The following is a 20,672-nucleotide window of genomic DNA, read 5'->3' on the forward strand; positions in this document are numbered from 1 at the left end:
TTCAGTCCGGCGACTGCGACACCCGGTCGCGGTACATCTCGCGCAGCCGCGTCTTCAGGAACTTGCCGGTCGCGGTCTTCGGAATCGCCTCCACCCACTCGAAGTCGTCTGGCAGCTGGAAGCGCGCCAGCTTCGGCCGCAGGAATTCGCGCAGCCCCGGCGCGTCGAGCTCGGCGCCCGGGCGCCGCACCACCACCACCAGCGGCCGTTCGCCCCACTTCGGATGCGGGATCGCGACCACCGCGGCCTCGGCGACCGCAGGATGGCCCATGGCCAGGTTCTCGAGTTCCACCGAGCTGATCCATTCGCCGCCCGACTTGATCATGTCCTTGCTGCGGTCGACCAGGTGCATGTAGCCCTGGGGGTCGATGGTGCCGACATCGCCGGTGCGCAGCCAGCCGTCGGCGGTGAACTTGCCCGGATCGTTCGGCGTCGCATGGTAGGCGCCCGTGACCCAGGGTCCGCGCACCTGGACCTCGCCGGTCGCCTTGCCGTCCCAGGGCTGGAGCCCCGCGGCCTCGTCGACGATGCGCATCTCGACCAGCGGGGCGGCGATGCCCTGCATCGCGCGCACCGCATGCTGCTGTTCCTTGGGCAGCGCCAGGTGCTCGGTCTTGATGACCGGGACGCTGCCCAGGGGCGAGGTCTCGGTCATGCCCCAGCCCTGCACGATGCGCATGTCGTGCTGCTCGAAGTTGGCGATCATGGTCTGCGGCACCGCCGCGCCGCCGATCAGCATCCGCATGCCCTTCACGAGCTTGCGCTCGCGCGTGGGCTGCGAGAGCGACTGCCAGATCATCATCCAGATGGTCGGCACGCCGAGCGCCATGGTGACCTGCCCTTCCTCCATCAGGTCGAGCAGGTCTTCGCCGCCGAGGTGCGGCCCGGGCAGGACCTGCCCGGCGCCCACCATCATGGCCGAGAAGGGCACGGCCCAGGCATTGGCATGGAACATGGGCGTGACCATCATCACGTGGTCGCGCGCCGACAGCGCGAACAGGTCGGGGATGCAGCCGGTGATGGCGTGCAGCACCATCGAGCGGTGCGAATACACGACGCCCTTCGGGCGGCCGGTGGTGCCGGAGGTGTAGCACATGCCGACGGCTTCGTTCTCGTCCTGCTCGGGGTATTGGTAGGCGGTGGCGTCGCCTTCGATGAAGTCCTCGTAGCTCTCCAGGCCGGCGGGCAAGGCGGCCCCGCCGAACGGCACGACGATGACGCGCGGCTGCTGCTTCAGGAGCGGCGACACGCGCTCCCAGATCGGCAGCAGCACGTCGTCGACGATCAGCACGCGATCGCCGGCGTCGTCCATGATGTAGGCGATGTCCTCGGGCGACAGCCGCAGGTTGAGGGTGTGGAGCACCGCGCCCGAGGCCGGGATGCCGAAGTAGCACTCCAGGTGCCAGGCATGGTTCCAGCTCATCGTGGCCACGGCCTCCCCGCGCGCGATGCCGGCCTTGCCGCGCAGGGCCTGCGCGAGCTGCCGGGCCCGGCGGCGGATCTCGCGGTAGCTGCGGCGGTAGGTCGACTTGTCGGGCAGCCGGCCGAGCACGCTCTGGTCGCCGAAGTAGGTGCCGGCGCGATCGAGGATCTGGTTGGTGCTGAGCTGCACCGGCATCATGGTCGATTTCATCGGGCTGTCTCCGTGGCGGGGCGAATTGCGCCGCATGATAGGGCGAGGCAGGCCTCAGCGGCCAGGGGTCCGAGGGATTTGGAGCATGTCCAGCCCGCGCCGATGCGTCCGTGATCGGGGGTCGGCGAGCTCGTGCAGCACGTCCATGTGATGGCGCCCCGGCACGGTTTCGGCGGCGACGACCACCCCCGGCCCCCAGGCGCGCCCGATCAGCCCGGCCTGTCGCAGGAACTCTTCGCTCTCGTCTGCGCCGACCACGGTCACCAGGGATCCCTGCGACGGCGCGGGCCACAGCGCCGGGCTGAGCCGGCGCGCCGCTGCCGCGCTCAAGCCGATGTCGGCGGCCAGGAAAGGCGCGTGCCGAAGCGGCTCGAGCTCGTACAGGCCCGAGATCGAGAGTGCGGCTTTCACCAGGTCCGCCGGCAGGTCGGGCGCCACGGCCCGCCAGTCGCAGGCCAGCAGCATCGTCGCCAGGTGCCCGCCCGCGGAGTGGCCGGCCACCACGATGCGGTCGCGATCGCCGCCGTGCGCGGACGCATGCCGCCAGACCCAGGCCAGCGCCTGCACGAGCTGCAGCGCGATGTGCTCGATGCCGACCGCCGGACACAGCGCGTAGTTGACTTGCACCACCATCGCGCCGGCCTCGACGAAGGGCGGCGCCACGAAAGCCTGGTCGCGCTTGTCGAGGGCGCGCCAGTAGCCGCCGTGGATGTACACCAGCACCGGCGCTCCGGCGCGAGGCGGCAGAAGGATGTCGAGCCGTTCGCTGGCGTCGTCGCCGTAGGCCAGGTCGAGCACCCAGCCCGGCCCGGCCAGCGCGCTGGCGGAGGCGTCGGCCCAGTGCTTCAGGATCGCGGGATGCCCGGGAATGCGAGCGCGGTTGTTGTATTGCGCGTCGAACCAGGCGGGCGATGGACGCGGCATGTGGCTGCCTGGCGAGGTCAGCTGCGCTTGGCGGCCGCCGCGACGGTCTTCGCAGCGCTCGGCCGGGCCGGGCGCCGGGTGGCCGGCTTCTGCTCGGCGTCGCGCAGCGCGGCGTCGATCAGGGCGTCGGCCATCCAGAGCGCGGTGCGCTCGACCTCGCGATCGCCCAGGCCCCAGATGTCCTTGAGGATCACATAAGGCTCGATGCCGTAGACCACCGACAGGGCGTGGTGCAGCCGGTCGCGCACGGCCGGGCGCATCAGCGGTGCCAGCGGCTCGATCGCGTGTTCGAGGATGCGCACGCGGTGGCCGCGCCGGTAGGGCTCCTCTTCCAGCAGCCCGGCGCGCTCCAGCCCCCACTGCTCCAGCGAGAGCTGGGCGGCGGCGCGCAATTGCGCCTCGAATTCCTTGAAGCGCGGAAAGGTCTGCAGGAACAACTCGTGCACGCGGTCGCGCCCGTTCGGGTTGGCGGAAGCCAGCTTGCGCACCGGCCCGAGCGAGCTGTCGATCACCGCGGTGACCAGCGCGCTGCGGCTCGGGAAGTAGCGGTACGCGGTGGCGCGCGACACCTTCGCGCGCGCCGCGGCCTCGGCCACCGAGGGGATGTGACCGCTCTCCTGGATGATGGCCATGGCGGTATCGAGCAGCAGCCGGAACGTGGCGGCCCTGACGCCGCGTTCGGGCGGAGTCGGCGGTTCGCTCAGCTTGTGTTTCAGTCGCGCCATGGGGTTTGTACGGGGCTTGGACGGGCTCGGGGTCTATTGTGAACAGCGGATGCCGGATCGTATGATGCAGCCATCCCGATTTGAGACGCAAGTCTCAAACATGACTTCCAAGACTTCGAGGCAGCCGGTGCACACCGGCAGGACCCCGGGGCGATATGGAGACAAAGTCGATGCGCTTGGCCAGCTGGAATTGGGGTGGACGAGACCACGTGGGCACGATCTCGCCGGACGGGCGGGAGGCCACGCCGCTGGGCGCGCGCGACCCATCGCTCGGCGCCCTGCCGCTGATCCAGGCGCTGGCACGCGGGGAGCCCTTGCCGCAGCCTTCCGGCACGCGGCTGCCGGTCGAAGTGATCACGCTGCGCGCCCCGCTGCCGCGTCCGCTGCGCAGCCTGTTCTGCGTCGGGCGCAACTACCGCGCGCATGCGGCCGAACTCGCCGGCTCGGTGTTCCGCGCCGCCATGCCCGAGACCGACCCCTGGCCGATCGTCTTCGGCAAGCTGGGCGAATGCGTCGTCGGTCCGTACGACGCGGTGCGCCTGCCCTCGCCCGCCGCCTCGATCCAGATCGACTACGAATCGGAGCTCGCCGTCGTCATCGGCCGCGGCGGGCGCGACATTCTCGCGGCCCACGCCATGGACCATGTGTTCGGCTACACGGTGGTCAATGACGTCACGGCGCGCGACGTCCAGATGCGCCACCAGCAGTGGGACCTGGGCAAGAGCTTCGACAGCTTCTGCCCCATGGGCCCGTGGATCGTGACCGCCGACGAGCTCGACGGCCGCGCCACCCGCGTGCGCGGTTGGGTCAACGGCGCGCTGCGCCAGGACGGCCAGACGCGCGACATGATCTTCGACATCCCGACGCTGATCGAGACCTGCTCGCGCGGTATCACGCTGTACCCCGGCGACGTGATCGCCACCGGCACGCCCTCGGGCGTGGGCATGGGACTGAAGCCGCCGCAATGGCTGAGGGCGGGCGACGTGGTCCGTATCGAGATCGACGGCGTCGGTGTCATCGAGAACCGGTTCGAGTAGGCCATGAGCTTTCAAATGATCGACCGCGTCGCGGTGGAAGAGGAAGGCGAAGGCCCGGCCATCGTCTGCGTGCACGGACTCGGCGGCAGCACCAACACCTACCAGCCCCTGATGCCGGCGATGGCGCGGCACCGGGTGATCCGGGTCGACCTGCCGGGCAGCGGCCGCTCGCAGCGGGCCGAGGGCGCGCTGTCGATCGCGCGCTACGTCGAGACGCTGCTCGACGTCTGCGAGCGGCTGAAGGTGGGGCGCGCCCATTGGGTCGGCCATTCGATGGGAACCATCGTCTGCCAGCACATCGCCGCCGCGCATCCGAAGCGGGTCGCGAGCGTGGCGTTGTTCGGCCCGCTGATCGCGCCGCCCGACGCCGCCCGCGCGGCGATGACCGCGCGGGCGGCCAAGGCGCGCGAAGGCGCCGCCGGCATGCACGAGATCACCCAGGCGCTGCTGCAGGGCGCCATCTCGGCCGACACCCGCCAGCGCCTGCCGGTGGCGGTGGCCTTCGTGCGCGAGAGCCTGATGCGCCAGGAGGGCGAGGCCTACGCCCGCAGCTGCGAAGCGCTGGCCGGCGCCCAGGCGGCCGCGGTCGAGCAGATCGAGGCGCCCGTGCTGCTGGTGACCGGCGACGAAGACGGCGTGGCGCCGCCGCAGGCGGTGCGCGCCATGGCCGAGCGGCTGCACCGCGCCGCCAGCCGGCGCGTCGTGGTGCTGCCGCGCTGCGGCCACTGGACCCCGATCGAGCGCCCCGACGAGTGCCAGCGCGAGCTGCGCGACTTCCTCGCGGCACAGGCAAGGAGCTGAGATGAAACGCCCCCACGCTCATCACTTCGTGTATCGCTGCCCCCCGAGGGGGCGCTCAGTGCCCTTCGGGCGGCCGGGCGGGCAAGAGATCGTTGGCCCCCACGCTCATCACTTCGTGTATCGCTGCCCCCCGAGGGGGCGCTCAGTGCCCTTCGGGCGGCCGGGCGGGCACTGACATGGCCGACGTGCTGTTCACCAACGTGCGGGTCTTCGACGGCGGCGGCGAAGCGCCCTTCACCGGCGACGTGCTGGTGCAGGGCAACCGCATCGCCCGCGTCGTCAAGACCGGGTACGGCGAACGATCGGCGCCGGTCTCGGGCGCGCAGGTGATCGACGGCGCCGGCGCCTTCCTGATGCCGGGCATGGTCGAGGCCCACACGCATTTCTCGTGGAACGACCAGCCCAGCCTCGACGCCATCCAGCGCATGCCGCCCGAAGAACACATCCTGTGGTGCGCCCAAGTGGCGAAGCGCTACCTGGACATGGGCTGGACCAGCTGCGTCGGTGCCGCGGCGGCCAAGCCGAGGCTCGACGTCGTGATCCGCAATGCGATCAACGACGGCACCATCGTCGGCCCGCGCTACCTCGCCGCCAGCCAGGAGATCACCGTGCCCGGCGGCCTGGGCGACACCACCCGGCCGCACCTGCCGCAGCCCGAGTTCGCCTTCGGCGCGATCGTCAGCGGCGCCGAGGAGATGCGCCGCTGCGTGCGCATGTTCGCCAAGTACGGCGTCGACTCCGTGAAGATCAATCTCTCCGGCGAATCGATCACCGGCATGCCGAGCGAGATGAGCCAGTTCACCGAGGAAGAGGTCACCGTCTGCGTGCAGGAGGCCAAGGCCTGGGGCAAGCGCGTGGCCGCGCACGCGCGTTCCACCTGGGCCATCAAGCAGTGCGTGAAGCAGGGCATCGAGGTGATCTACCACGCCAGCTTCACCGACGAAGAGGCGCTCGACATGCTCGAGGCCCACAAGACCGAGCACTTCATCGCGCCGGGCCTGGCCTGGCTCATCAACACCTGCCACCACGCGAGCCCGTGGGGCCTGACCGAGGAGGTGACCCGGAAGATGGGCTACCACCGCGAGCTCGAGGCGGCCGTCGAGAGCATGCGCGCGATGCGCAAGCGAGGCATCCGCATCCTGCCCGGCGGCGACTACGGCTTTGCCTGGACGCCGCACGGCACCAACGCCAAGGACCTCGAGTACTTCGTCAGGCACGTCGGCATGAGCACCATGGAAGCCCTGCTGTCGGCCACCGCCTGGGGCGGTCCGATGATGCGCATGGGCAAGGTCATCGGCTACATCCGGGAAGGCTACCTGGCCGACATCCTGCTGATCGACGGCGACCCGCTCGCCGACATCACGGTGCTGCAGGACAAGGCCCGCATCATGGCCGTCATGAAGGACGGCGAGTTCCACCGCGCGCCGCCGGTGCGCTCGGCGCGCACCACGCGCTGGGCCACGGCCTGACAGGAGAAGAGCATGGCTGACGTCGTCTTCACCAACGTCCGCATCCTCGACGGCACGGGGCAGAACCCCTATTCCGGCAGCGTGCTGGTGCGCGGCAACCGGATCCGCCAGGTCGGCCGCAGCACGGCGCCGATCGCGCCGGGCGGCGCGACGGTGATCGACGGCGCCGGTGCCACGCTGATGCCCGGGATGTGCGAGGCACACACGCATTTCTCGTGGAACGACGCCGCCACGCTGGCCGAGATCCAGACCCTGCCGCTCGAGGAGCACGTGCTGTGGTGCGCCAAGGTCGCGCGGCGCTACCTCGAGGCCGGCTTCACCTCGTGCGTCGGCGCCGCCTGCGCCAAGCCGCGGCTCGACGTCGTGATCCGCAACGCGATCAATGCCGGGCAGATCCCCGGCCCGCGCTACCTGGCGGCGAGCCAGGAGATCACCGTGCTGGGCGGCCTCGGCGACGAGACCTTGCCGCACCTGCCCTTCCCCGAGTTCAGCTTCGGCGTCAACATCTCCGGCCCCGAAGAGATGCGCAAGGCCGTGCGCCTGTTCCTCAAATACGGCGTCGACTCGATCAAGATCAATCTGTCGGGCGACAACTTCACGCCCCAGTCGCCCGCCGAGACCACCTGGATGTCGGACGAGGAGGTCGCGGCCGCCATGCGCGAGGTGCGCATCCGCGGCAAGCGCGGCATTGCGCATGCGCGCTCCTCCGACAGCGTGAAGCAGGCGCTGCGCCACGGCATCGACCTGATCTACCACGCCAGCTTCGTCGACAACGAGGCGCTCGACCTGCTCGAGGCCGCCAAGGACCGCGTCTTCGTCGCCCCGGGCATCGCGATCCTCTATGCCATGCTGCACGAGGCCGAGCCCTACGGCATCACGCACGACATGGCGGTCGGCATGGGCTACGAGATCGAGTGGGAAGCCGCGATCGATTCGCTGCAGAAGATGCACCGGCGCGGCATTCGCGTGCTGCCGGGCGGCGACTACGGATTCGCCTTCACGCCGCATTGCCAGAATGCGCGGGACCTCGAGTTCTTCGTCAAGTACCTCGGCTTCACGCCGATGGAGGCGATCCGGTCGACGACGCTCTACGGCGGCCAGATCATGATGAGACCCGATGAGCTCGGCGTCGTCAGGGACGGGTACCTGGCCGACCTGCTGCTGGTCGACGGCGATCCGCTCGCCAACCTGTCGATCCTGCGCGATCCGAAGCGCATCCTCGCGGTGATGAAGGACGGCGAGTTCGCCAAGGCGCCGGCGATCGCTTCGCAGCGAGCCTGGGAGCATGCCGCGTGAGCCGCCGGGCCGCTCCCAAGGCGAGCACCGAAGCGCTGTTGCGCGGAGGTTCTCGGTGAGCCGAAAAAGCTGGGCGCTCTGGTTGCTTTTCGGCGTGCCGATCGCGGTCTTCGCGGTCTGGGCGATCGCCGACAACGCGACGCTGTTCTTCAAGACCTTGCTGAACGGGATGACGCTCGCGTCGCTGTACTTCCTGGTCGCCAGCGGCTTCACGCTGGTCTTCGGCCTGATGCGCAACGTCAACCTCGCGCACGGCTCGCTCTACCTCTTCGGCGCCTATGTCGGCTGGTTCGTCGGCGAACGCACCGGCTCCTGGGTGCTGGCGGTCATGGCGGGCTTCCTTGCCGCGGCGGTGCTGGGCCTGCTGATGCAGCTGCTGGTGTTCCGCCACATGCAGGGCCAGGACCTGCGGCAGACGCTGGTCACCATCGGCCTGTCGATCGTGATGGCCGACCTGATGCTCTGGCTCTGGGGCGCCGAGATCTACACCTTCGATCCGCCGGCGTGGATCTACGGCTCCACCACCCTCCCGCTGATCGCGAAATTCCCGACCTATCGGCTGTTCGTGCTGCTGGCATCGATCGTGATCGGCGTCGGGCTCTGGCTGCTGCTCGCGCGCACCCGCATCGGCATGATGATCCGTGCCGGCGTGGACGACCGCGCCATGCTGGCGGCCTCGGGCGTCAACGTGCAACGCGTCTTCGCGCTCACTTTCGCGATCGGCGCCGGCCTGGCCGGACTGGCCGGTGTCGTCGGCGGCACCGCGCTGTCGATCTCGCCCGGCGAGGACACGCGCTACCTGCTGGCGTCCCTGGTGGTGGTGATCGTCGGCGGCATGGGCAGCGTGGTGGGCGCCGCCATCGGCGCGCTGCTGATCGGCCTGGCCGAACAGTTCGGCCTGGCCTATGCGCCGACCTACAGCGTGGTCTTCACCTTCGTGATCATGGTCGTGGCGCTGGCCTTCAAGCCGCGCGGGCTGATGGGGAAGAGCACATGAGCGCCGCGGAGGTTTTCTTGAGCGCCGCCCGGCCGCCCGAAGGCGCTCGCACCGCAGTGCGATGCACGGAGGTTTCCGAGTGAGCGCGGCACGCTGGCGGCGGGCCATGCACGCGTCCTCGACGGCGGCGCCCGCGCGCGGTGCCGCGGTGGCGCAGTCGGCCGGCCAGCCTCGGCGGGCCGGCAGCGCGGCCCGCCCGCAGCCGGCGGCCCCCGCGTGGTGGCGATCCGCGCTGGGCGCCGTGAAGCTGCGCCACCTGCTCGTTGCCGCTTTCGTCCTGGCCTATCCCTTCGTGGCCTCGCCCTTCTTCACCTTCCAGATCGGCGCCCAGTCGCTGGCGCTCGGCCTCATCGCGCTGTCGCTCACCTTCCTGGGTGGCTACGGCGGCATGGTGTCGCTGGCCCAGATGACGGTCGCGGGCTTCGCCGCCTACATGCTGGCGATCTTCGGCACCAGCAGCAACGTCGCGATCAGCCTGGGCTGGCCCTGGTGGCTGGCCCTGATCGTGGCGATCTCGCTGGCCACCCTGGTCGCGGCGGCCATCGGCTGGTTGTCGGTGCGCACCGAGGGCATCTACACGATCATGATCACGCTCGCGGTGGGCGTGGCCTTCTTCTATCTCGCGCAGCAGAACTACACGGTCTTCAACGGCTTCCAGGGCTTCAGCCGCATCGGGCCGCCGACGGTGTTCGAGCTCGACCTGCACGAGCCCATGCCCTTCTACTTCCTGGTCCTGGCCTGCGCGGCGGGCGGCTACTTCTTCGTCAAGCACCTGGTGCGGGCGCCCTTCGGCGTGGCCCTGCAAGGCATCCGCGACAACCCGCGCCGGATGCAGGCGCTGGGCTACGACGTGACGGCGCACCGGGTCGGCGCCTATGCGGTGGCCGGCTTCCTCGCCGCGGTGGGCGGCGTGCTCATGGTCTGGTACAACGGCCGCATCTCGCCCGGCACCATCGGCATCGGCGCGATGATCAACATCCTCATCATCGCCGTGCTCGGCGGCATGAAGCACCCGATCGGTGCCTTCATCGGCGCGATCGTCTTCGTGCTGCTGCAGAACTTCGCCATCGACCTGGTCGACCGCGAACGCTTCAATCTCGTGATCGGCGGGGTCTTCCTCGCGATCGTTCTGTTTTCCCCCGATGGATTGCTGGGCCTGTGGCAGAGCCTGCGCCATCGCCTCGGCGCCCCTTTCACCCCCCGCGGCCGTGGCCGCATTCATCGATGACAAGAAGGAGCGAGACATGAGCAGAGGCAAGCAATCGTTCGGGCGCAGCATCATTGCTGCGGCGGCGCTGGTCACGGTGGCCGGCTTTTCCCAGGCGCAGGAAACCTTGAAGATCGGCCTGCTCGCCACGCTGGAGGGCCCGTTCGCGGCACCCGGCCAGGACAGCATGCGCGGCGCGGACCTCGCGCTGAAGGAAAGGAACGGCATGGCCGGGGGCAAGAAGATCGAGTTCATCAAGGTCTCGTCCGACGCCACCCCGGACAAGGCGGTCAATGCCACGCGCAAGGCCGTCGAGCAGGACAAGGTGCAGATCATGATCGGCCCGCTGTCGGGCGACGAGGGCATCGCGGTCAAGAACTACGCGAAGACGCAGCCCAACATCACCTTCATCAACGGCTCGTCCGGCGCCCAGGCGACCACGCTGGCGGACCCGGCGCCGAACTTCTACCGCTTCAACACCGAGGGCGCGCAATGGATGGTCGGCCTGGGCGAGCATGCGCTCTCGAAGGGCTACAAGAAGACCTTCCTGATCGCAGAGGACTACGGTTTCCCGTACTCGCAGGTGCAGGGCTTCATGGCGAGCTACTGCGCCAAGGGCGGCAAGGTGGTCGACAAGGCCTGGGTCCCGCTCGGCACCAAGGACTACGCCTCGGTGATCGCGAAGATCCCGAAGGACGTCGACGCGCTGGTCGTCGTGCTCGGCGGTTCGGACGCGGTGAACTTCCTGACCCAGTACGAGCAGGCCGGCGGCGACAAGCCGATGGTCGGCGGCTCGATCACGGTCGACCAGACGGTGCTCAACTTCAAGGGCAAGCGCCGCGAGTCGCTGCTCGGCACGGCGTCCGCCGGGCCGATGGCCGATTCGATCGACACGCCCGAGTGGAAGAAGTTCGTGGCCGACTACAAGGCCACCTTCAAGGACGGATTCCCGAGCCCCTCGCTGTTCGCCTACCTGTACTACATCAACACCAAGGCCACGCTGGACGCGCTCGACGCGGTCAAGGGCGACCTGTCGAACGGCCAGAAGGCCTACCGCGACGCGCTGCAGAAGACCAACTTCAAGGGGCCGGCCGGCGAGGTCAGGATCGACGCGAACCGCAACGGCGTCGGCACCACCTACATCACCGAGGTGGCGAAGGCGCCCGACGGCTCCTTCTACAACAAGGTCGTCAAGTCGGTGCCCAACATCACGCAGACGCTGGGCCTGCCCGAGGCGGAGTTCAAGCAGATGGGCCTCGGCACCCGCGACGTGCCCGACTGCCGCAAATGAAGCCCACCCCCGTTGCTTGCTCATTGCGTGTAGCCGCCTCCCCCCTCAAGGGGGCCACACCGGCGGCCCGGCAAAGCCGGTTCCGCGGTGTGTCCCGAGGGGGCCGGGCTTCGCCGGCCGGCACCTGGCACGCTTCGCGAGAAAGCTGAAGATGGCTTCGATCACCCCGCTCAGGCCCTCGACGTCGCGCGGCGCTTCGGATGCCGGCGCGCTGGCCGGCGCGCAGCTGCTCTCGGGCGACGCGCTGCGGCTGGACGGGGTGACGCGCGCCTTCGGCGCGCTGCGGGCGGTCGACGACGTGTCGCTCACCGTCACGGCCGGGCAGAAGTACGCGATCCTCGGCTCCAACGGGGCCGGCAAGACCACGCTCTTCAACGCCATCACCGGCGACTTTCCGCCGACGGCGGGGCGCATCCACTTCTTCGGCGAGGACATCACCGAGCTGCCGCCGCACGACCGCATCCGAAAGGGCCTCCGGCGCACCTACCAGTCTTCGCTGCTGTTTCGCGACCTGTCGGTGCGCGACAACCTGTTCCTGGCGGTGCGCGGCGTGGCCAGCGGGCGCTTCAGTTTCCTGCGCGCGCGCGCCGGCCATGCCTCGATGCGCGCGACCCGCGACCTGCTCGAGCGCTCGCGCCTGAGCCACATCGCGGACGAACGGGTCGCCAATCTGGCGCACGGCCAGCAGCGCCAGCTGGAGATCGGCATGGCGCTGGCCGGCGCGCCGCGCCTGATCCTGTTCGACGAGCCCGCCGCCGGCCTGTCGCCGGTCGAACGGCGCGAACTGGTCGCGCTGCTGGGTTCGCTGCCGGCGCACATGAGCTTCGTGCTGATCGAGCACGACCTCGACATCGCGCTGCGCGTGGTCGACCGGGTTACGGTGATGCACAACGGGCGCGTGCTGCGCACCGGGACGCCCGACGAGATCGAGAACGACGCCCAGGTCCAGGCGATCTACATGGGGAGCAGGCACTGATGGCATGGTTTCGCACCGACCGGGCCGTCGCGGCCAGCGGCGCGCCGATGCTGGCCATCGAGGCGCTCGACGTCTTCTATGGCCGCGCCCATGCGCTGCAGGGCGTCAGCTTGACGCTGGAACGCGGGGTGCTGGGCATCGTCGGGCGCAACGGCATGGGCAAGACGACGCTGTGCAACGCCATCACCGGCCTGGTGCCGGCGCGCGGCAGCATCCGGCTCGCGGGCGAGGAAATTCTCGGGCTGGCGCCGAACGAGATCACGAAGCGCGGCATCGCCTACGTGCCGCAGGGCCGCCGGGTGTGGGCGTCGCTGTCGGTCGACGAAACCCTCCGGCTGGTGGCCAGCCGCCGGCGCGAGGTCGATCGCGTCTATGCGATGTTCCCGCGCCTGGCGGAGCGCCGCGGCCATGGCGGCGCACAGCTGTCGGGCGGCGAGCAGCAGATGCTGGCGATCGGGCGCGCCCTGCTGCTGAACCCGAAGCTGCTCGTGATGGACGAGCCCACCGAAGGCCTGGCGCCGATGATCGTCGAGCAGGTGGCGCAGTCGCTGCGCGAGCTGGCGGCCGAGGGCCGCATCGCGGTGCTGCTGATCGAACAGAACCTCGGCGTCGCGATCTCGGTGGCCGACCGCATCGGCCTGATGGTCAATGGCCGCATCGCGCAGGAGATGCCCGCGGCGCAGCTGGCGGCCGACCGCGAGCTGCAGGAGCGCCTGCTGGGCGTGCGCTCGGGCGGGCCGGAGGACGATCTCGAGGCGTCGAGCGCCGCCGTCGATACCGGCCCTCCAGAGTCCATGCAAGTGTTCACGGTGCGCCGCGCGCACGGCGACGGCGCGACCTCGCTCGACGGCCCGGCGCCGAGCACGGTGCGCGGCTTCACGCGCTGGAACGCCGGCGGCACCGCCGCGCCGGTGGCCGACATCGTCAGGCTTGCGCCAGTGGCGGCGCCAGCGCCGGCCCCGCCTGCCGCCGCTTCGCCCCGCGTCTTCGAGTTCCCGGTCGCCGCGAGCAGCGAGCGCTCGGCCTACGTCGCCGGCACCTTCGACACCAAGGGCCGCGAGCTGGCCTTCCTGCGCCAGTGCCTCGAGAAGCTCGGCCTGCGCGTCGTCACGGTCGACCTGTCGACCTCCGGCACGCCTTCGCCCGCGAGCGTGCATCCGCGCGAGGTCGCGCGCCACCACCCGCAGGGCGAATCGGCGGTCTTCAGCAACGACCGCGGCAGCGCCACCGCTGCGATGGCGCTGGCCTTCGAGGCCTTCATCGGCACCCGCCGCGACCTGGGCGGCATCATCTCCGCCGGCGGTTCCGGCGGCACTTCGATGGCGACCCAGGGCATGCGCGCACTGCCGATCGGCGTGCCCAAGATGATGGTGTCGACCATGGCCAGCGGCGACACGCGGCCCTACGTGGGCCCCAGCGACATCTGCATGATGTATTCGGTCACCGACGTGCAGGGCATCCACCGCATCAGCGAGCTGGTGCTGGCCAATGCGGCGAACGCGCTGGCCGGCATGATCGCGCATCCGCCGGCGGTCTCCAGCGTCACCAGGCCGGCGATCGGCCTGACGATGTTCGGCGTCACCACGCCCTGCGTCCAGGCCGTCGCCCGGCGCCTGGAGGACGCCTTCGACTGCCTGGTGTTCCATGCCACCGGCGTCGGCGGCCAGTCGATGGAGAAGCTGGCCGAGTCGGGCCTGATCGCCGGCGCGATCGACGTCACGACGACCGAGATCGCGGACGAGATCGCCGGCGGCGTGCTGTCGGCCGGCGCGACGCGGCTGGACGTCTTCGCCCGCCACGCGCTGCCCTACGTGGGCTCCTGCGGCGCGCTCGACATGGTGAATTTCGGCGCCTGGGACACGGTGCCCGAACGATTCAAGGCGCGCCGGCTCTACCGCCACAACCCGACCGTGACGCTGATGCGGACCTCGGCCGAGGAATGCCGCGCGGTCGGCGAGTTCATCGCCGTGAAGCTCAACGCGATGCGCGGGCCGGTGCGCTTCCTGATCCCCGAAGGCGGCGTCTCCGCGATCGACCGGCCCGGCCAGCCCTTCCACGACCCGGACGCCGACCGGCAGCTCTTCGACAGCATCGAGCGCGGCTTTCGCGGCGGCCCCGACCGCAAGCTGCTGCGCCTGCCGCTGCACATCAACGACGAAGCCTTCGCCGACGCGCTGGTGGGCGCCTGGCGAGAGGTTTCGCAAACCCCGGCCGGCGCGCGGCGCGCCTAAGTGCCAGGACACGCCAGGACATCCGGAGGACCCCGACCATGCCACGCATCTCCCGATCGACCCTGCTGGCTCGCCTGCGCGCAAAGATCGACGCCGGCCGACCGATCATCGGCGGCGGCGCGGGCACCGGCCTGTCGGCCAAGTGCGAAGAGGCCGGCGGCATCGACCTGATCGTGATCTACAACTCGGGGCGCTACCGCATGGCGGGCCGCGGCTCGCTGGCGGGCCTGCTGGCCTACGGCAATGCCAACGAGATCGTCTGCGAGATGGCGCGCGAGGTGCTGCCGATCGTGCAGCACACGCCGGTGCTGGCCGGCGTGAACGGCACCGATCCGTTCATGATCCCGGACGAATTCCTGGGCCGGCTGATCGCCCTCGGCTTCTCGGGGGTGCAGAACTTCCCGACCGTGGGCCTCATCGACGGCGTCTTCCGGGCCAACCTCGAAGAAACCGGCATGGGCTATGCGCTCGAGGTCGAGCTGATCGCGCGCGCCCGCGCGCTCGACCTCCTGACCACGCCCTACGTCTTCTGCGAAGCCGATGCGCGCGCGATGGCCGCGGCCGGCGCCGACATCGTGGTGTGCCACCTGGGCCTGACCACCGGGGGCGTCATCGGCGCCGGGACCGCGCTCGCGCTGGCCGATTGCGTGCCGCGCATCAACGCCTGGGCGGCGGCGGCGCATGCAGTGAACCCCGAGGCGATCGTGCTGTGCCACGGCGGGCCGATCGCCACGCCCGAAGATGCGCAGTACGTGCTGTCGCGCTGCCCGGCGTGCCACGGCTTCTACGGCGCGAGCTCGATGGAGCGCCTGCCCGTCGAGGCGGCGCTCACCGAGACGACGCGACGCTTCGTTCAGATCACGTTGGACAGATGACCTTGCGGGAAAGACCCATCAGCTGCTCGGCAGCTTTGGCTCTGTCCTCAACTGAATAAGGAGACGAGATCCATGTCAGGCGCTCAATTCGGAAGTTTCATCCTCGGGCTGATCGTCGTTGCGATCGTCGTCGCCATCGCGGTCTGGCTGCTCCACTGGCTGTACCTGCGCAGCTCCAAGGAGCGGTCCTTCGTGCGCACCGGGCTGGGCGGGCAGAAGGTGGTGCTCGGCGGCGGCGCCTTCGTGCTGCCGATCGTGCACGACGTGATCCCGGTCAACATGAACACGCTGCGCCTCGAGGTCAACCGCGGCCGCGACAAGGCGCTGATCACCAAGGACCGGATGCGTGTCGACGTCATCGCCGAGTTCTACGTCCGCGTGGCGACCAGCGAAGAGGCGGTCGCCGCAGCGGCCCAGACCCTGGGCCTGCGGACGATGGAGCCGGAGCAGCTCAAGGAACTGGTCGAGGGCAAGTTCGTCGACGCGCTGCGCACCGCGGCGGCCGAGATGACGATGGAAGAACTCCACGAGCGGCGCGGCACCTACGTGAAGCGCGTGCGCGACGCCGTCGCCGAGGACCTGACCAAGAACGGCCTCGAGCTGGAAGCGGCCTCCCTGACGCAGCTCGACCAGACCGGCATGGAGTTCTTCAATCCGAGCAACGCCTTCGACGCCGAGGGCCTGACCCGCCTCACGGAGCAGATCGAGCATCGCAAGAAGCAGCGCAACGACGTCGAGCAGGACACGCTGATCGCGATCCGGAACAAGAACCTCGAGGCCGAGAAGCTCTCGCTCGACATCGATCGCGAAGCCGAGCACGCGCGGCTGGCGCAGCAGCGCGAGCTCGAGATCGCGCGCGCCCGCCAGCGCGCCGAGGTGTCGGCCGAACGCGCGCAGCGAGAGCAGGACGCCGAGGCCGCGCAGATCGCGGCGAAGCAAGGCATCGACCAGGCCCGCATCCGCTCCGAACAGACGATCGAGGAGGGACGCATCGGCAAGGAGCGCGCGATCCAGAGCGCCGAGATCGAGCGCCGCATGTCGCTCGAACTGGCGGAGCAGCAGCGCGCCATCTCGGTCGCGCGCGAGAGCAAGGCCCAGAGCGAGGCGCAGGCCGAAGCCGAGATCGCGCGGGCGCTGGCGGTGTCGGCGGAGGAGAAGGTCTTCACGGCCCGCGAGGTCGAGATGGCCGAGCGCAAGAAGGCCATCGACCTGATCGGCGCGCAGCAGGTCGCCGAGCGCGACGCCCTGCGCCTGACTTCGGCGGCGCAGGCCGAGAGCGACGCCAGCACCGCGCGCGGCGCCGCAGTGCGCGCGCAGGCCGAAGCCGACGCGGATGCCGACAAGATCCGCTCGATGGCGATGCGGGTGCGCGCCGAGATCGAGGCCGACGCCGCGCGCATGATGAACGAGTCCCACAACATGCTCACGCCCGAGGCGCGGATGTCGGCCCTGCGCCTGAAGCTGGTCGAGAAGGCCGAGGCGATCATCCGCGAATCGGTGCGTCCGCTGGAGCGCATCGAAGGCATCAAGATCCTGCATGTCGACGGCCTCGGCGGTTCCTCGGGCGGCGGTGAAGGCGGTGGCGGCAGCGGCTTTGCCGACGGCCTGGTCAACTCGGCGTTGCGCTTCAGGGCGCAGGCGCCGCTGGTCGACCAGCTGCTGCGCGAGATCGGCATCGAAGGCGGCGACATCCAGCGGCTGGTCGGTGACGCGAGCGGCGCCCATGCCGCCCTGCCCTCGGCGCCGACGCCGAAGGAATAGCGCATGGTGAATGTCTATGTCTCCAGCGTGATCGACGCCCCCGCGGACAGCGTGTGGTCGCGCGTGCGTGATTTCAACGGCCTGCCGCAATGGCATCCACTGATCGCCGACAGCCGGATCGAGAACGACCAGCCGGCCGATCGCGTCGGCTGCATCCGCCACTTCCACCTGAAGGACGGCGRCATGATCCGGGAGAAGCTGCTGGCGCTGTCCGACTACGAGTACAGCTGCACCTACGAGATCCTCGAAAGCCCGATGGGCGTGGCGAACTACATTGCCACGCTCAAGCTCACGCCGGTCACCGATGGCGGGCACTGCTTCGCCGAATGGAGCGCCGAGTTCGAATGCGAGGCCGGCCGGGAGCGCGAGCTGACGGAATCGATCGGCAACGGCGTGTTCCAGGCCGGCTTCGACGCGTTGAAGCGGCGGTCGTTACGCTGACGAGCCATGCTGCAGAAGGTCGTGCGCTCCGCAGTCATCGACGCGCCCATCGAGCGCGTCTGGGCGGTGCTGCGCGACTTCAACAGCCACGACCGGTGGCACAGCGCGATCGCCTCCAGCCATATCGAAGGCGGCGAGCGCGGCGACCAGGTCGGCTGCGTGCGCAGCTTCACGCTGAAGGACGGCAACCGCGTCCGCGAGCAGTTGCTGACGCTGTCGGACACCGAGCACAAGAGCACCTATTGCATCGTCGAAGCGAGCTTGCCGCTGCAGCGCTACGTGGCCACGGTCAGCCTCAAGCCGGTGACCGACGGCAACCGGACTTTCTGGCATTGGGAGTCGAGCTTTGCGACGCCGCCGGGGATGGAGCGCGAACTGCGCGACACCGTGGCGCAGGGCGTGTACGAGACCGGCTTCGAGGATCTGCGGCGCTACCTGCGCGGGGGCGCCGACCGGCACGCGCCCACCGGCCACGCGATGCCGACGGCGCTCCCCGTGCCGACGCGCCGTGTCGCCATCGAGCGCTATGGCGGCCCGGATGAACTTCGGGCGCAGGCCTTCGAGGCCCCTGCGCCGCGCGCCGGTGAACTGCGCATCCGGCAGCGCGCCGTCGGCGTCAACTTCATCGACGTGTACCTGCGCCGCGGCTGGATTCCGTCGATGCTGCCGCTCTCCGCGGGCTTGCCGGGCGTGCCGGGCATGGAGGCCGCCGGCGGCGTGCTCGATGTCGGCGCGCAGGTCTCCGGCTTCCTGCCGGGCGACCGCGTGGCCTATCTCGGCCCCGTGCCGGGCGCCTATTGCGGCGTGCGCTGCGTGCCGGCCGAGTGGGTGGTGCGATTGCCTGCCGCGGTCGAGGACGAGGTCGCCGCCGCACTGCTGCTCAAGGGCATCACGGCCGACTACCTGCTGCACGACCTCGGGCGCGTGCAGCGTGGCACCCGGCTGCTGGTCCACGCGGCGGCCGGTGGCGTCGGGCTGCTGGTGTGCGCCTGGGCGCGCCGTCTCGGCGCCGTGGTGATCGGCACGGTGTCGAGCGAGGAGAAGGCCCGCGTCGCGCGCGAGCATGGCTGCGAGCACGTGATCGTGACCCGCGACTACCGCTTCGCCGATGCCGTGCAGCGCAGCTGCGGCGGCGCCGACGTGGTGATCGACGGCCTGGGCGACGCGGCCCGCGACGAGAACCTGGCCGCCCTCGCGCGCCGGGGGCACTGGATCAGCCTCGGCCAGGCCAGCGGCCCCCTGGCGCCGCTGGCGCCCGATGCGCTGGTGGCCAAGTCGCTGAGCTTCTCGCGCCCCGTCGTGTTCGACTACGTCTCGACCCAGGCGCAGTTGGCCGAACGCGCGCAGCGGGTCTGGAGCGCGCTGGCGGACGGCTCGATCCGCCTGCCGCCCATCGAGCGCTTTGCGCTCGATGCCGCGGCGCAGGCGCACGCGCGGCTCGAGTCGCGCGCGACCGTGGGCGCGCTGGTACTGTTGCCATGAGACCCGTACAGGAGAGCAAGCCATGATCGTCGGCATGAACCACTTCACCGTGACCGCGGAGGACGAGCAGAAGACGCTCGCCTTCTACACCGGCCTGCTCGGCCTGCGCGTCGGGCACCGGCCGGAGCTCGGCTTTCCCGGCGCCTGGCTCTACGGCAGCGGCCCGCAGGCGGTGCTGCACCTCTACTTCGAGCGGCCGGTGCCGGCGCAGCGCACCGGGGTCATCGACCACATGGCGTTCACGGCGCAGGACCTGCGCGCGGTCAAGGCCCGCTTCGATGAGAGCGGGATCAGGTACGAGTTGCGCCAGCAGCCCGGTGGCGGCACCTGGCAGCTGTTCTGCCACGACCCCAGTGGCGCCAAGGTCGAACTCGATTTCGACGCTTCGGAGGTGCTTTGACATGCCAGTTTTCAACGCATCTCCGTTCAATGCCATCCCTTCCGCAGGAGGCAGCGCAATGTTTCACCGTTTCTGTCGGTTCATGCTGCTGCCTCTGCTGGGCCTGGCGATCGCGGGCTGCGCGACCGACCCGTCGCGGCTGCCGCTCGGCAGCACGCGCGCCGAGGTGCTGCAGCAGGCAGGCAAGCCGACCGCCACCTATCCCCTGCCCGGCGGCGGCGAGCGGTTGCAGTATTCGCGCGCACCCTCCGGCTACCAGGTCAACAACGTCGACCTCGATGCGGCCGGGCGTGTGGTCGCGATCACCCAGGCGCTCGACAACCCGATCTACGACAGCCCGATCGTGATCGGCCAATGGCGCGAAGCCGATGTGCTGCGAACTTTCGGGCGGCCCTACCAGGTCACCCGGGTCACTTCCTTCGATGGCCCGATCTGGAGCTGGCAGTTCATGGACCTCAGCATGCCGCGCCTGTTCTATGTCTACTTCGACCCTGACGGCGTCGTGGTGCGTTACTTCGCCGGTGACAGCCCGAACATCCTGAACGTGAAGTGACCGCCGAGGCGCTACAGTCGGCGCATGAACCGGCTTGCCTTGTCTTTCCTCGCCTTGGCACTGGGGGGCTGCGCCACGCCCCCCAATGAAGTCGTCCGCATGAGCGACGGCGTCTTGCGTGCCACGACCTCCGCCCAGGCTGCGGCGCATTGCGAAAAGGATCGATCGACCCTGCGGATGCTCGGGAAGGCGCCGGCGGAGTCCGGCGTCCTGTTTCGCTGCGAACGCTAGCAGGGCCTGGACGTCGGGCCGCTTGAATCGAGCACTAGATCAAGGCCCTTAATCGGCGCTGGGCGCGGTCGAGTCCGACGACCAGGCGATTCTCGATACTCTCCGCCTCCGTGATTCGATCGTCGAGCCATGCGGCATCCGTGTATCCGACTTGGGACATCTTCTGCATCATGACGCCGATGAGGGCGTTTTGATCCGTGATCAACCCATCCCAGAGGTCGACATCCGCCTGGGCGCCTTGTATTTCCACGTAGCTGGCCGTCATCGTTGTCTCCCGCACGCTTGTCTGCATAGCGTAGCACTGCACCCCCTCGGGAGGAGGGCAAAGATGAAGGCGTGCTT

19 protein-coding genes and 2 pseudogenes are annotated in these 20,672 nt (G+C 69.7%); 17 read left to right on the forward strand and 4 right to left on the reverse strand.

From position 1 onward, the window contains the following. Position 1: 1 nt before the first annotated feature. From AC1D2O_RS29750 to AC1D2O_RS29760, 3 genes are read right to left on the reverse strand one after another with little or no spacing between them, the layout of a single operon-like run. Positions 2-1,633 carry a long-chain fatty acid--CoA ligase gene (locus AC1D2O_RS29750; RefSeq protein WP_478087809.1) on the reverse strand — a complete coding sequence of 544 codons (1,632 nt, stop codon included), beginning with the start codon at positions 1,631-1,633 and terminating at the stop codon, positions 2-4. Between the two features lie 54 nt (positions 1,634-1,687). Then, a complete protein-coding gene (locus AC1D2O_RS29755; protein ID WP_478087811.1) occupies positions 1,688-2,557 on the reverse strand; it encodes an alpha/beta hydrolase in 870 nt (289 codons plus the stop codon). A gap of 17 nt (positions 2,558-2,574) precedes the next feature. Beyond that, the gene (locus AC1D2O_RS29760) at positions 2,575-3,282 is read right to left on the reverse strand and encodes a TetR/AcrR family transcriptional regulator (RefSeq protein ID WP_478087812.1); all 708 of its coding nucleotides are present in this window, start codon (positions 3,280-3,282) and stop codon (positions 2,575-2,577) included. 170 nt (positions 3,283-3,452) lie between these two features. Here AC1D2O_RS29760 and AC1D2O_RS29765 point away from each other — a divergent pair, with 170 nt between their 5' ends. The 17 genes and pseudogenes from AC1D2O_RS29765 (at position 3,453) to AC1D2O_RS29845 (ending at position 20,330) form a co-directional block, all read left to right on the forward strand. Next, positions 3,453-4,319 carry a fumarylacetoacetate hydrolase family protein gene (locus AC1D2O_RS29765; protein WP_478087813.1) on the forward strand — a complete coding sequence of 289 codons (867 nt, stop codon included), beginning with the start codon at positions 3,453-3,455 and terminating at the stop codon, positions 4,317-4,319. A gap of 3 nt (positions 4,320-4,322) precedes the next feature. Beyond that, entirely contained in the window at positions 4,323-5,120 is a 798-nt protein-coding gene (locus tag AC1D2O_RS29770) for an alpha/beta fold hydrolase (RefSeq protein WP_478087815.1), read from the forward strand. A 176-nt stretch (positions 5,121-5,296) separates the two neighbouring features. Beyond that, the gene (locus AC1D2O_RS29775; RefSeq protein ID WP_478087816.1) at positions 5,297-6,589 is read left to right on the forward strand and encodes a metal-dependent hydrolase family protein; all 1,293 of its coding nucleotides are present in this window, start codon (positions 5,297-5,299) and stop codon (positions 6,587-6,589) included. Positions 6,590-6,601: 12 nt separating this feature from the next. Beyond that, positions 6,602-7,885: a metal-dependent hydrolase family protein gene (locus AC1D2O_RS29780; RefSeq protein ID WP_478087817.1), complete on the forward strand. Its 1,284-nt coding sequence runs from the start codon at positions 6,602-6,604 to the stop codon at positions 7,883-7,885. A gap of 55 nt (positions 7,886-7,940) precedes the next feature. Then, the gene (locus AC1D2O_RS29785) at positions 7,941-8,882 is read left to right on the forward strand and encodes a branched-chain amino acid ABC transporter permease (RefSeq protein ID WP_478087819.1); all 942 of its coding nucleotides are present in this window, start codon (positions 7,941-7,943) and stop codon (positions 8,880-8,882) included. A gap of 79 nt (positions 8,883-8,961) precedes the next feature. Next, on the forward strand, positions 8,962-10,110 hold the full coding sequence (locus AC1D2O_RS29790) for a branched-chain amino acid ABC transporter permease (RefSeq protein WP_478158365.1): 1,149 nt from the start codon (positions 8,962-8,964) through the stop codon (positions 10,108-10,110). Positions 10,111-10,126: 16 nt separating this feature from the next. Next, on the forward strand, positions 10,127-11,380 hold the full coding sequence (locus tag AC1D2O_RS29795; protein ID WP_478158366.1) for an ABC transporter substrate-binding protein: 1,254 nt from the start codon (positions 10,127-10,129) through the stop codon (positions 11,378-11,380). A gap of 151 nt (positions 11,381-11,531) precedes the next feature. After that, entirely contained in the window at positions 11,532-12,356 is an 825-nt protein-coding gene (locus AC1D2O_RS29800; RefSeq protein WP_478091212.1) for an ABC transporter ATP-binding protein, read from the forward strand. A 47-nt stretch (positions 12,357-12,403) separates the two neighbouring features. After that, positions 12,404-12,850, forward strand: a pseudogene (locus tag AC1D2O_RS29805) (ABC transporter ATP-binding protein); the annotation flags it as partial. A 531-nt stretch (positions 12,851-13,381) separates the two neighbouring features. Further along, positions 13,382-14,587, forward strand: a pseudogene (locus tag AC1D2O_RS29810) (Tm-1-like ATP-binding domain-containing protein); the annotation flags it as partial. A 38-nt stretch (positions 14,588-14,625) separates the two neighbouring features. Then, a complete protein-coding gene (locus AC1D2O_RS29815; RefSeq protein ID WP_478091210.1) occupies positions 14,626-15,462 on the forward strand; it encodes a phosphoenolpyruvate hydrolase family protein in 837 nt (278 codons plus the stop codon). A 72-nt stretch (positions 15,463-15,534) separates the two neighbouring features. Continuing rightward, the gene (locus AC1D2O_RS29820; RefSeq protein WP_478158367.1) at positions 15,535-17,223 is read left to right on the forward strand and encodes a flotillin family protein; all 1,689 of its coding nucleotides are present in this window, start codon (positions 15,535-15,537) and stop codon (positions 17,221-17,223) included. Positions 17,224-17,226: 3 nt separating this feature from the next. Beyond that, positions 17,227-17,664 (forward strand): SRPBCC family protein, encoded by a 438-nt coding sequence (locus AC1D2O_RS29825; protein WP_478158368.1) that lies wholly within the window; start codon positions 17,227-17,229, stop codon positions 17,662-17,664. Positions 17,665-17,670: 6 nt separating this feature from the next. After that, complete coding sequence (locus AC1D2O_RS29830) at positions 17,671-19,146, forward strand: SRPBCC family protein (RefSeq protein ID WP_478158369.1); 1,476 nt, start codon at positions 17,671-17,673, stop codon at positions 19,144-19,146. Positions 19,147-19,168: 22 nt separating this feature from the next. Next, positions 19,169-19,546: a VOC family protein gene (locus AC1D2O_RS29835; protein ID WP_478158370.1), complete on the forward strand. Its 378-nt coding sequence runs from the start codon at positions 19,169-19,171 to the stop codon at positions 19,544-19,546. An 82-nt stretch (positions 19,547-19,628) separates the two neighbouring features. Further along, positions 19,629-20,099: a hypothetical protein gene (locus tag AC1D2O_RS29840; protein WP_478158371.1), complete on the forward strand. Its 471-nt coding sequence runs from the start codon at positions 19,629-19,631 to the stop codon at positions 20,097-20,099. 24 nt (positions 20,100-20,123) lie between these two features. Beyond that, positions 20,124-20,330, forward strand: a complete 207-nt coding sequence (locus tag AC1D2O_RS29845; protein WP_478158372.1) for a hypothetical protein — start codon at positions 20,124-20,126, stop codon at positions 20,328-20,330. A 34-nt stretch (positions 20,331-20,364) separates the two neighbouring features. On the opposite strand, the gene AC1D2O_RS29850 is transcribed toward AC1D2O_RS29845, so the two are convergent. Then, a complete protein-coding gene (locus tag AC1D2O_RS29850; RefSeq protein ID WP_478158373.1) occupies positions 20,365-20,595 on the reverse strand; it encodes a hypothetical protein in 231 nt (76 codons plus the stop codon). Between the last annotated feature and the right edge of the window lie 77 nt (positions 20,596-20,672).

It is taken from the genome of Variovorax sp. P1_G12, assembly GCF_056405555.1.

What these genes read in the sequence shown, in the direction of transcription:
- AC1D2O_RS29840 (WP_478158371.1), top strand. Translation starts at nt 19,629, where the DNA reads ATGCTGCTGCCTCTGCTGGGCCTGGCGATCGCGGGCTGCGCGACCGAC.
- AC1D2O_RS29755 (WP_478087811.1), bottom strand. Translation starts at nt 2,557, where the DNA reads ATGCCGCGTCCATCGCCCGCCTGGTTCGACGCGCAATACAACAACCGC.
- AC1D2O_RS29770 (WP_478087815.1), top strand. Translation starts at nt 4,323, where the DNA reads ATGAGCTTTCAAATGATCGACCGCGTCGCGGTGGAAGAGGAAGGCGAA.
- AC1D2O_RS29760 (WP_478087812.1), bottom strand. Translation starts at nt 3,282, where the DNA reads ATGGCGCGACTGAAACACAAGCTGAGCGAACCGCCGACTCCGCCCGAA.
- AC1D2O_RS29815 (WP_478091210.1), top strand. Translation starts at nt 14,626, where the DNA reads ATGCCACGCATCTCCCGATCGACCCTGCTGGCTCGCCTGCGCGCAAAG.
- AC1D2O_RS29800 (WP_478091212.1), top strand. Translation starts at nt 11,532, where the DNA reads ATGGCTTCGATCACCCCGCTCAGGCCCTCGACGTCGCGCGGCGCTTCG.
- AC1D2O_RS29795 (WP_478158366.1), top strand. Translation starts at nt 10,127, where the DNA reads ATGAGCAGAGGCAAGCAATCGTTCGGGCGCAGCATCATTGCTGCGGCG.
- AC1D2O_RS29820 (WP_478158367.1), top strand. Translation starts at nt 15,535, where the DNA reads ATGTCAGGCGCTCAATTCGGAAGTTTCATCCTCGGGCTGATCGTCGTT.
- AC1D2O_RS29830 (WP_478158369.1), top strand. Translation starts at nt 17,671, where the DNA reads ATGCTGCAGAAGGTCGTGCGCTCCGCAGTCATCGACGCGCCCATCGAG.
- AC1D2O_RS29835 (WP_478158370.1), top strand. Translation starts at nt 19,169, where the DNA reads ATGATCGTCGGCATGAACCACTTCACCGTGACCGCGGAGGACGAGCAG.
- AC1D2O_RS29750 (WP_478087809.1), bottom strand. Translation starts at nt 1,633, where the DNA reads ATGAAATCGACCATGATGCCGGTGCAGCTCAGCACCAACCAGATCCTC.
- AC1D2O_RS29780 (WP_478087817.1), top strand. Translation starts at nt 6,602, where the DNA reads ATGGCTGACGTCGTCTTCACCAACGTCCGCATCCTCGACGGCACGGGG.
- AC1D2O_RS29765 (WP_478087813.1), top strand. Translation starts at nt 3,453, where the DNA reads ATGCGCTTGGCCAGCTGGAATTGGGGTGGACGAGACCACGTGGGCACG.
- AC1D2O_RS29850 (WP_478158373.1), bottom strand. Translation starts at nt 20,595, where the DNA reads ATGACGGCCAGCTACGTGGAAATACAAGGCGCCCAGGCGGATGTCGAC.
- AC1D2O_RS29775 (WP_478087816.1), top strand. Translation starts at nt 5,297, where the DNA reads ATGGCCGACGTGCTGTTCACCAACGTGCGGGTCTTCGACGGCGGCGGC.
- AC1D2O_RS29845 (WP_478158372.1), top strand. Translation starts at nt 20,124, where the DNA reads ATGAACCGGCTTGCCTTGTCTTTCCTCGCCTTGGCACTGGGGGGCTGC.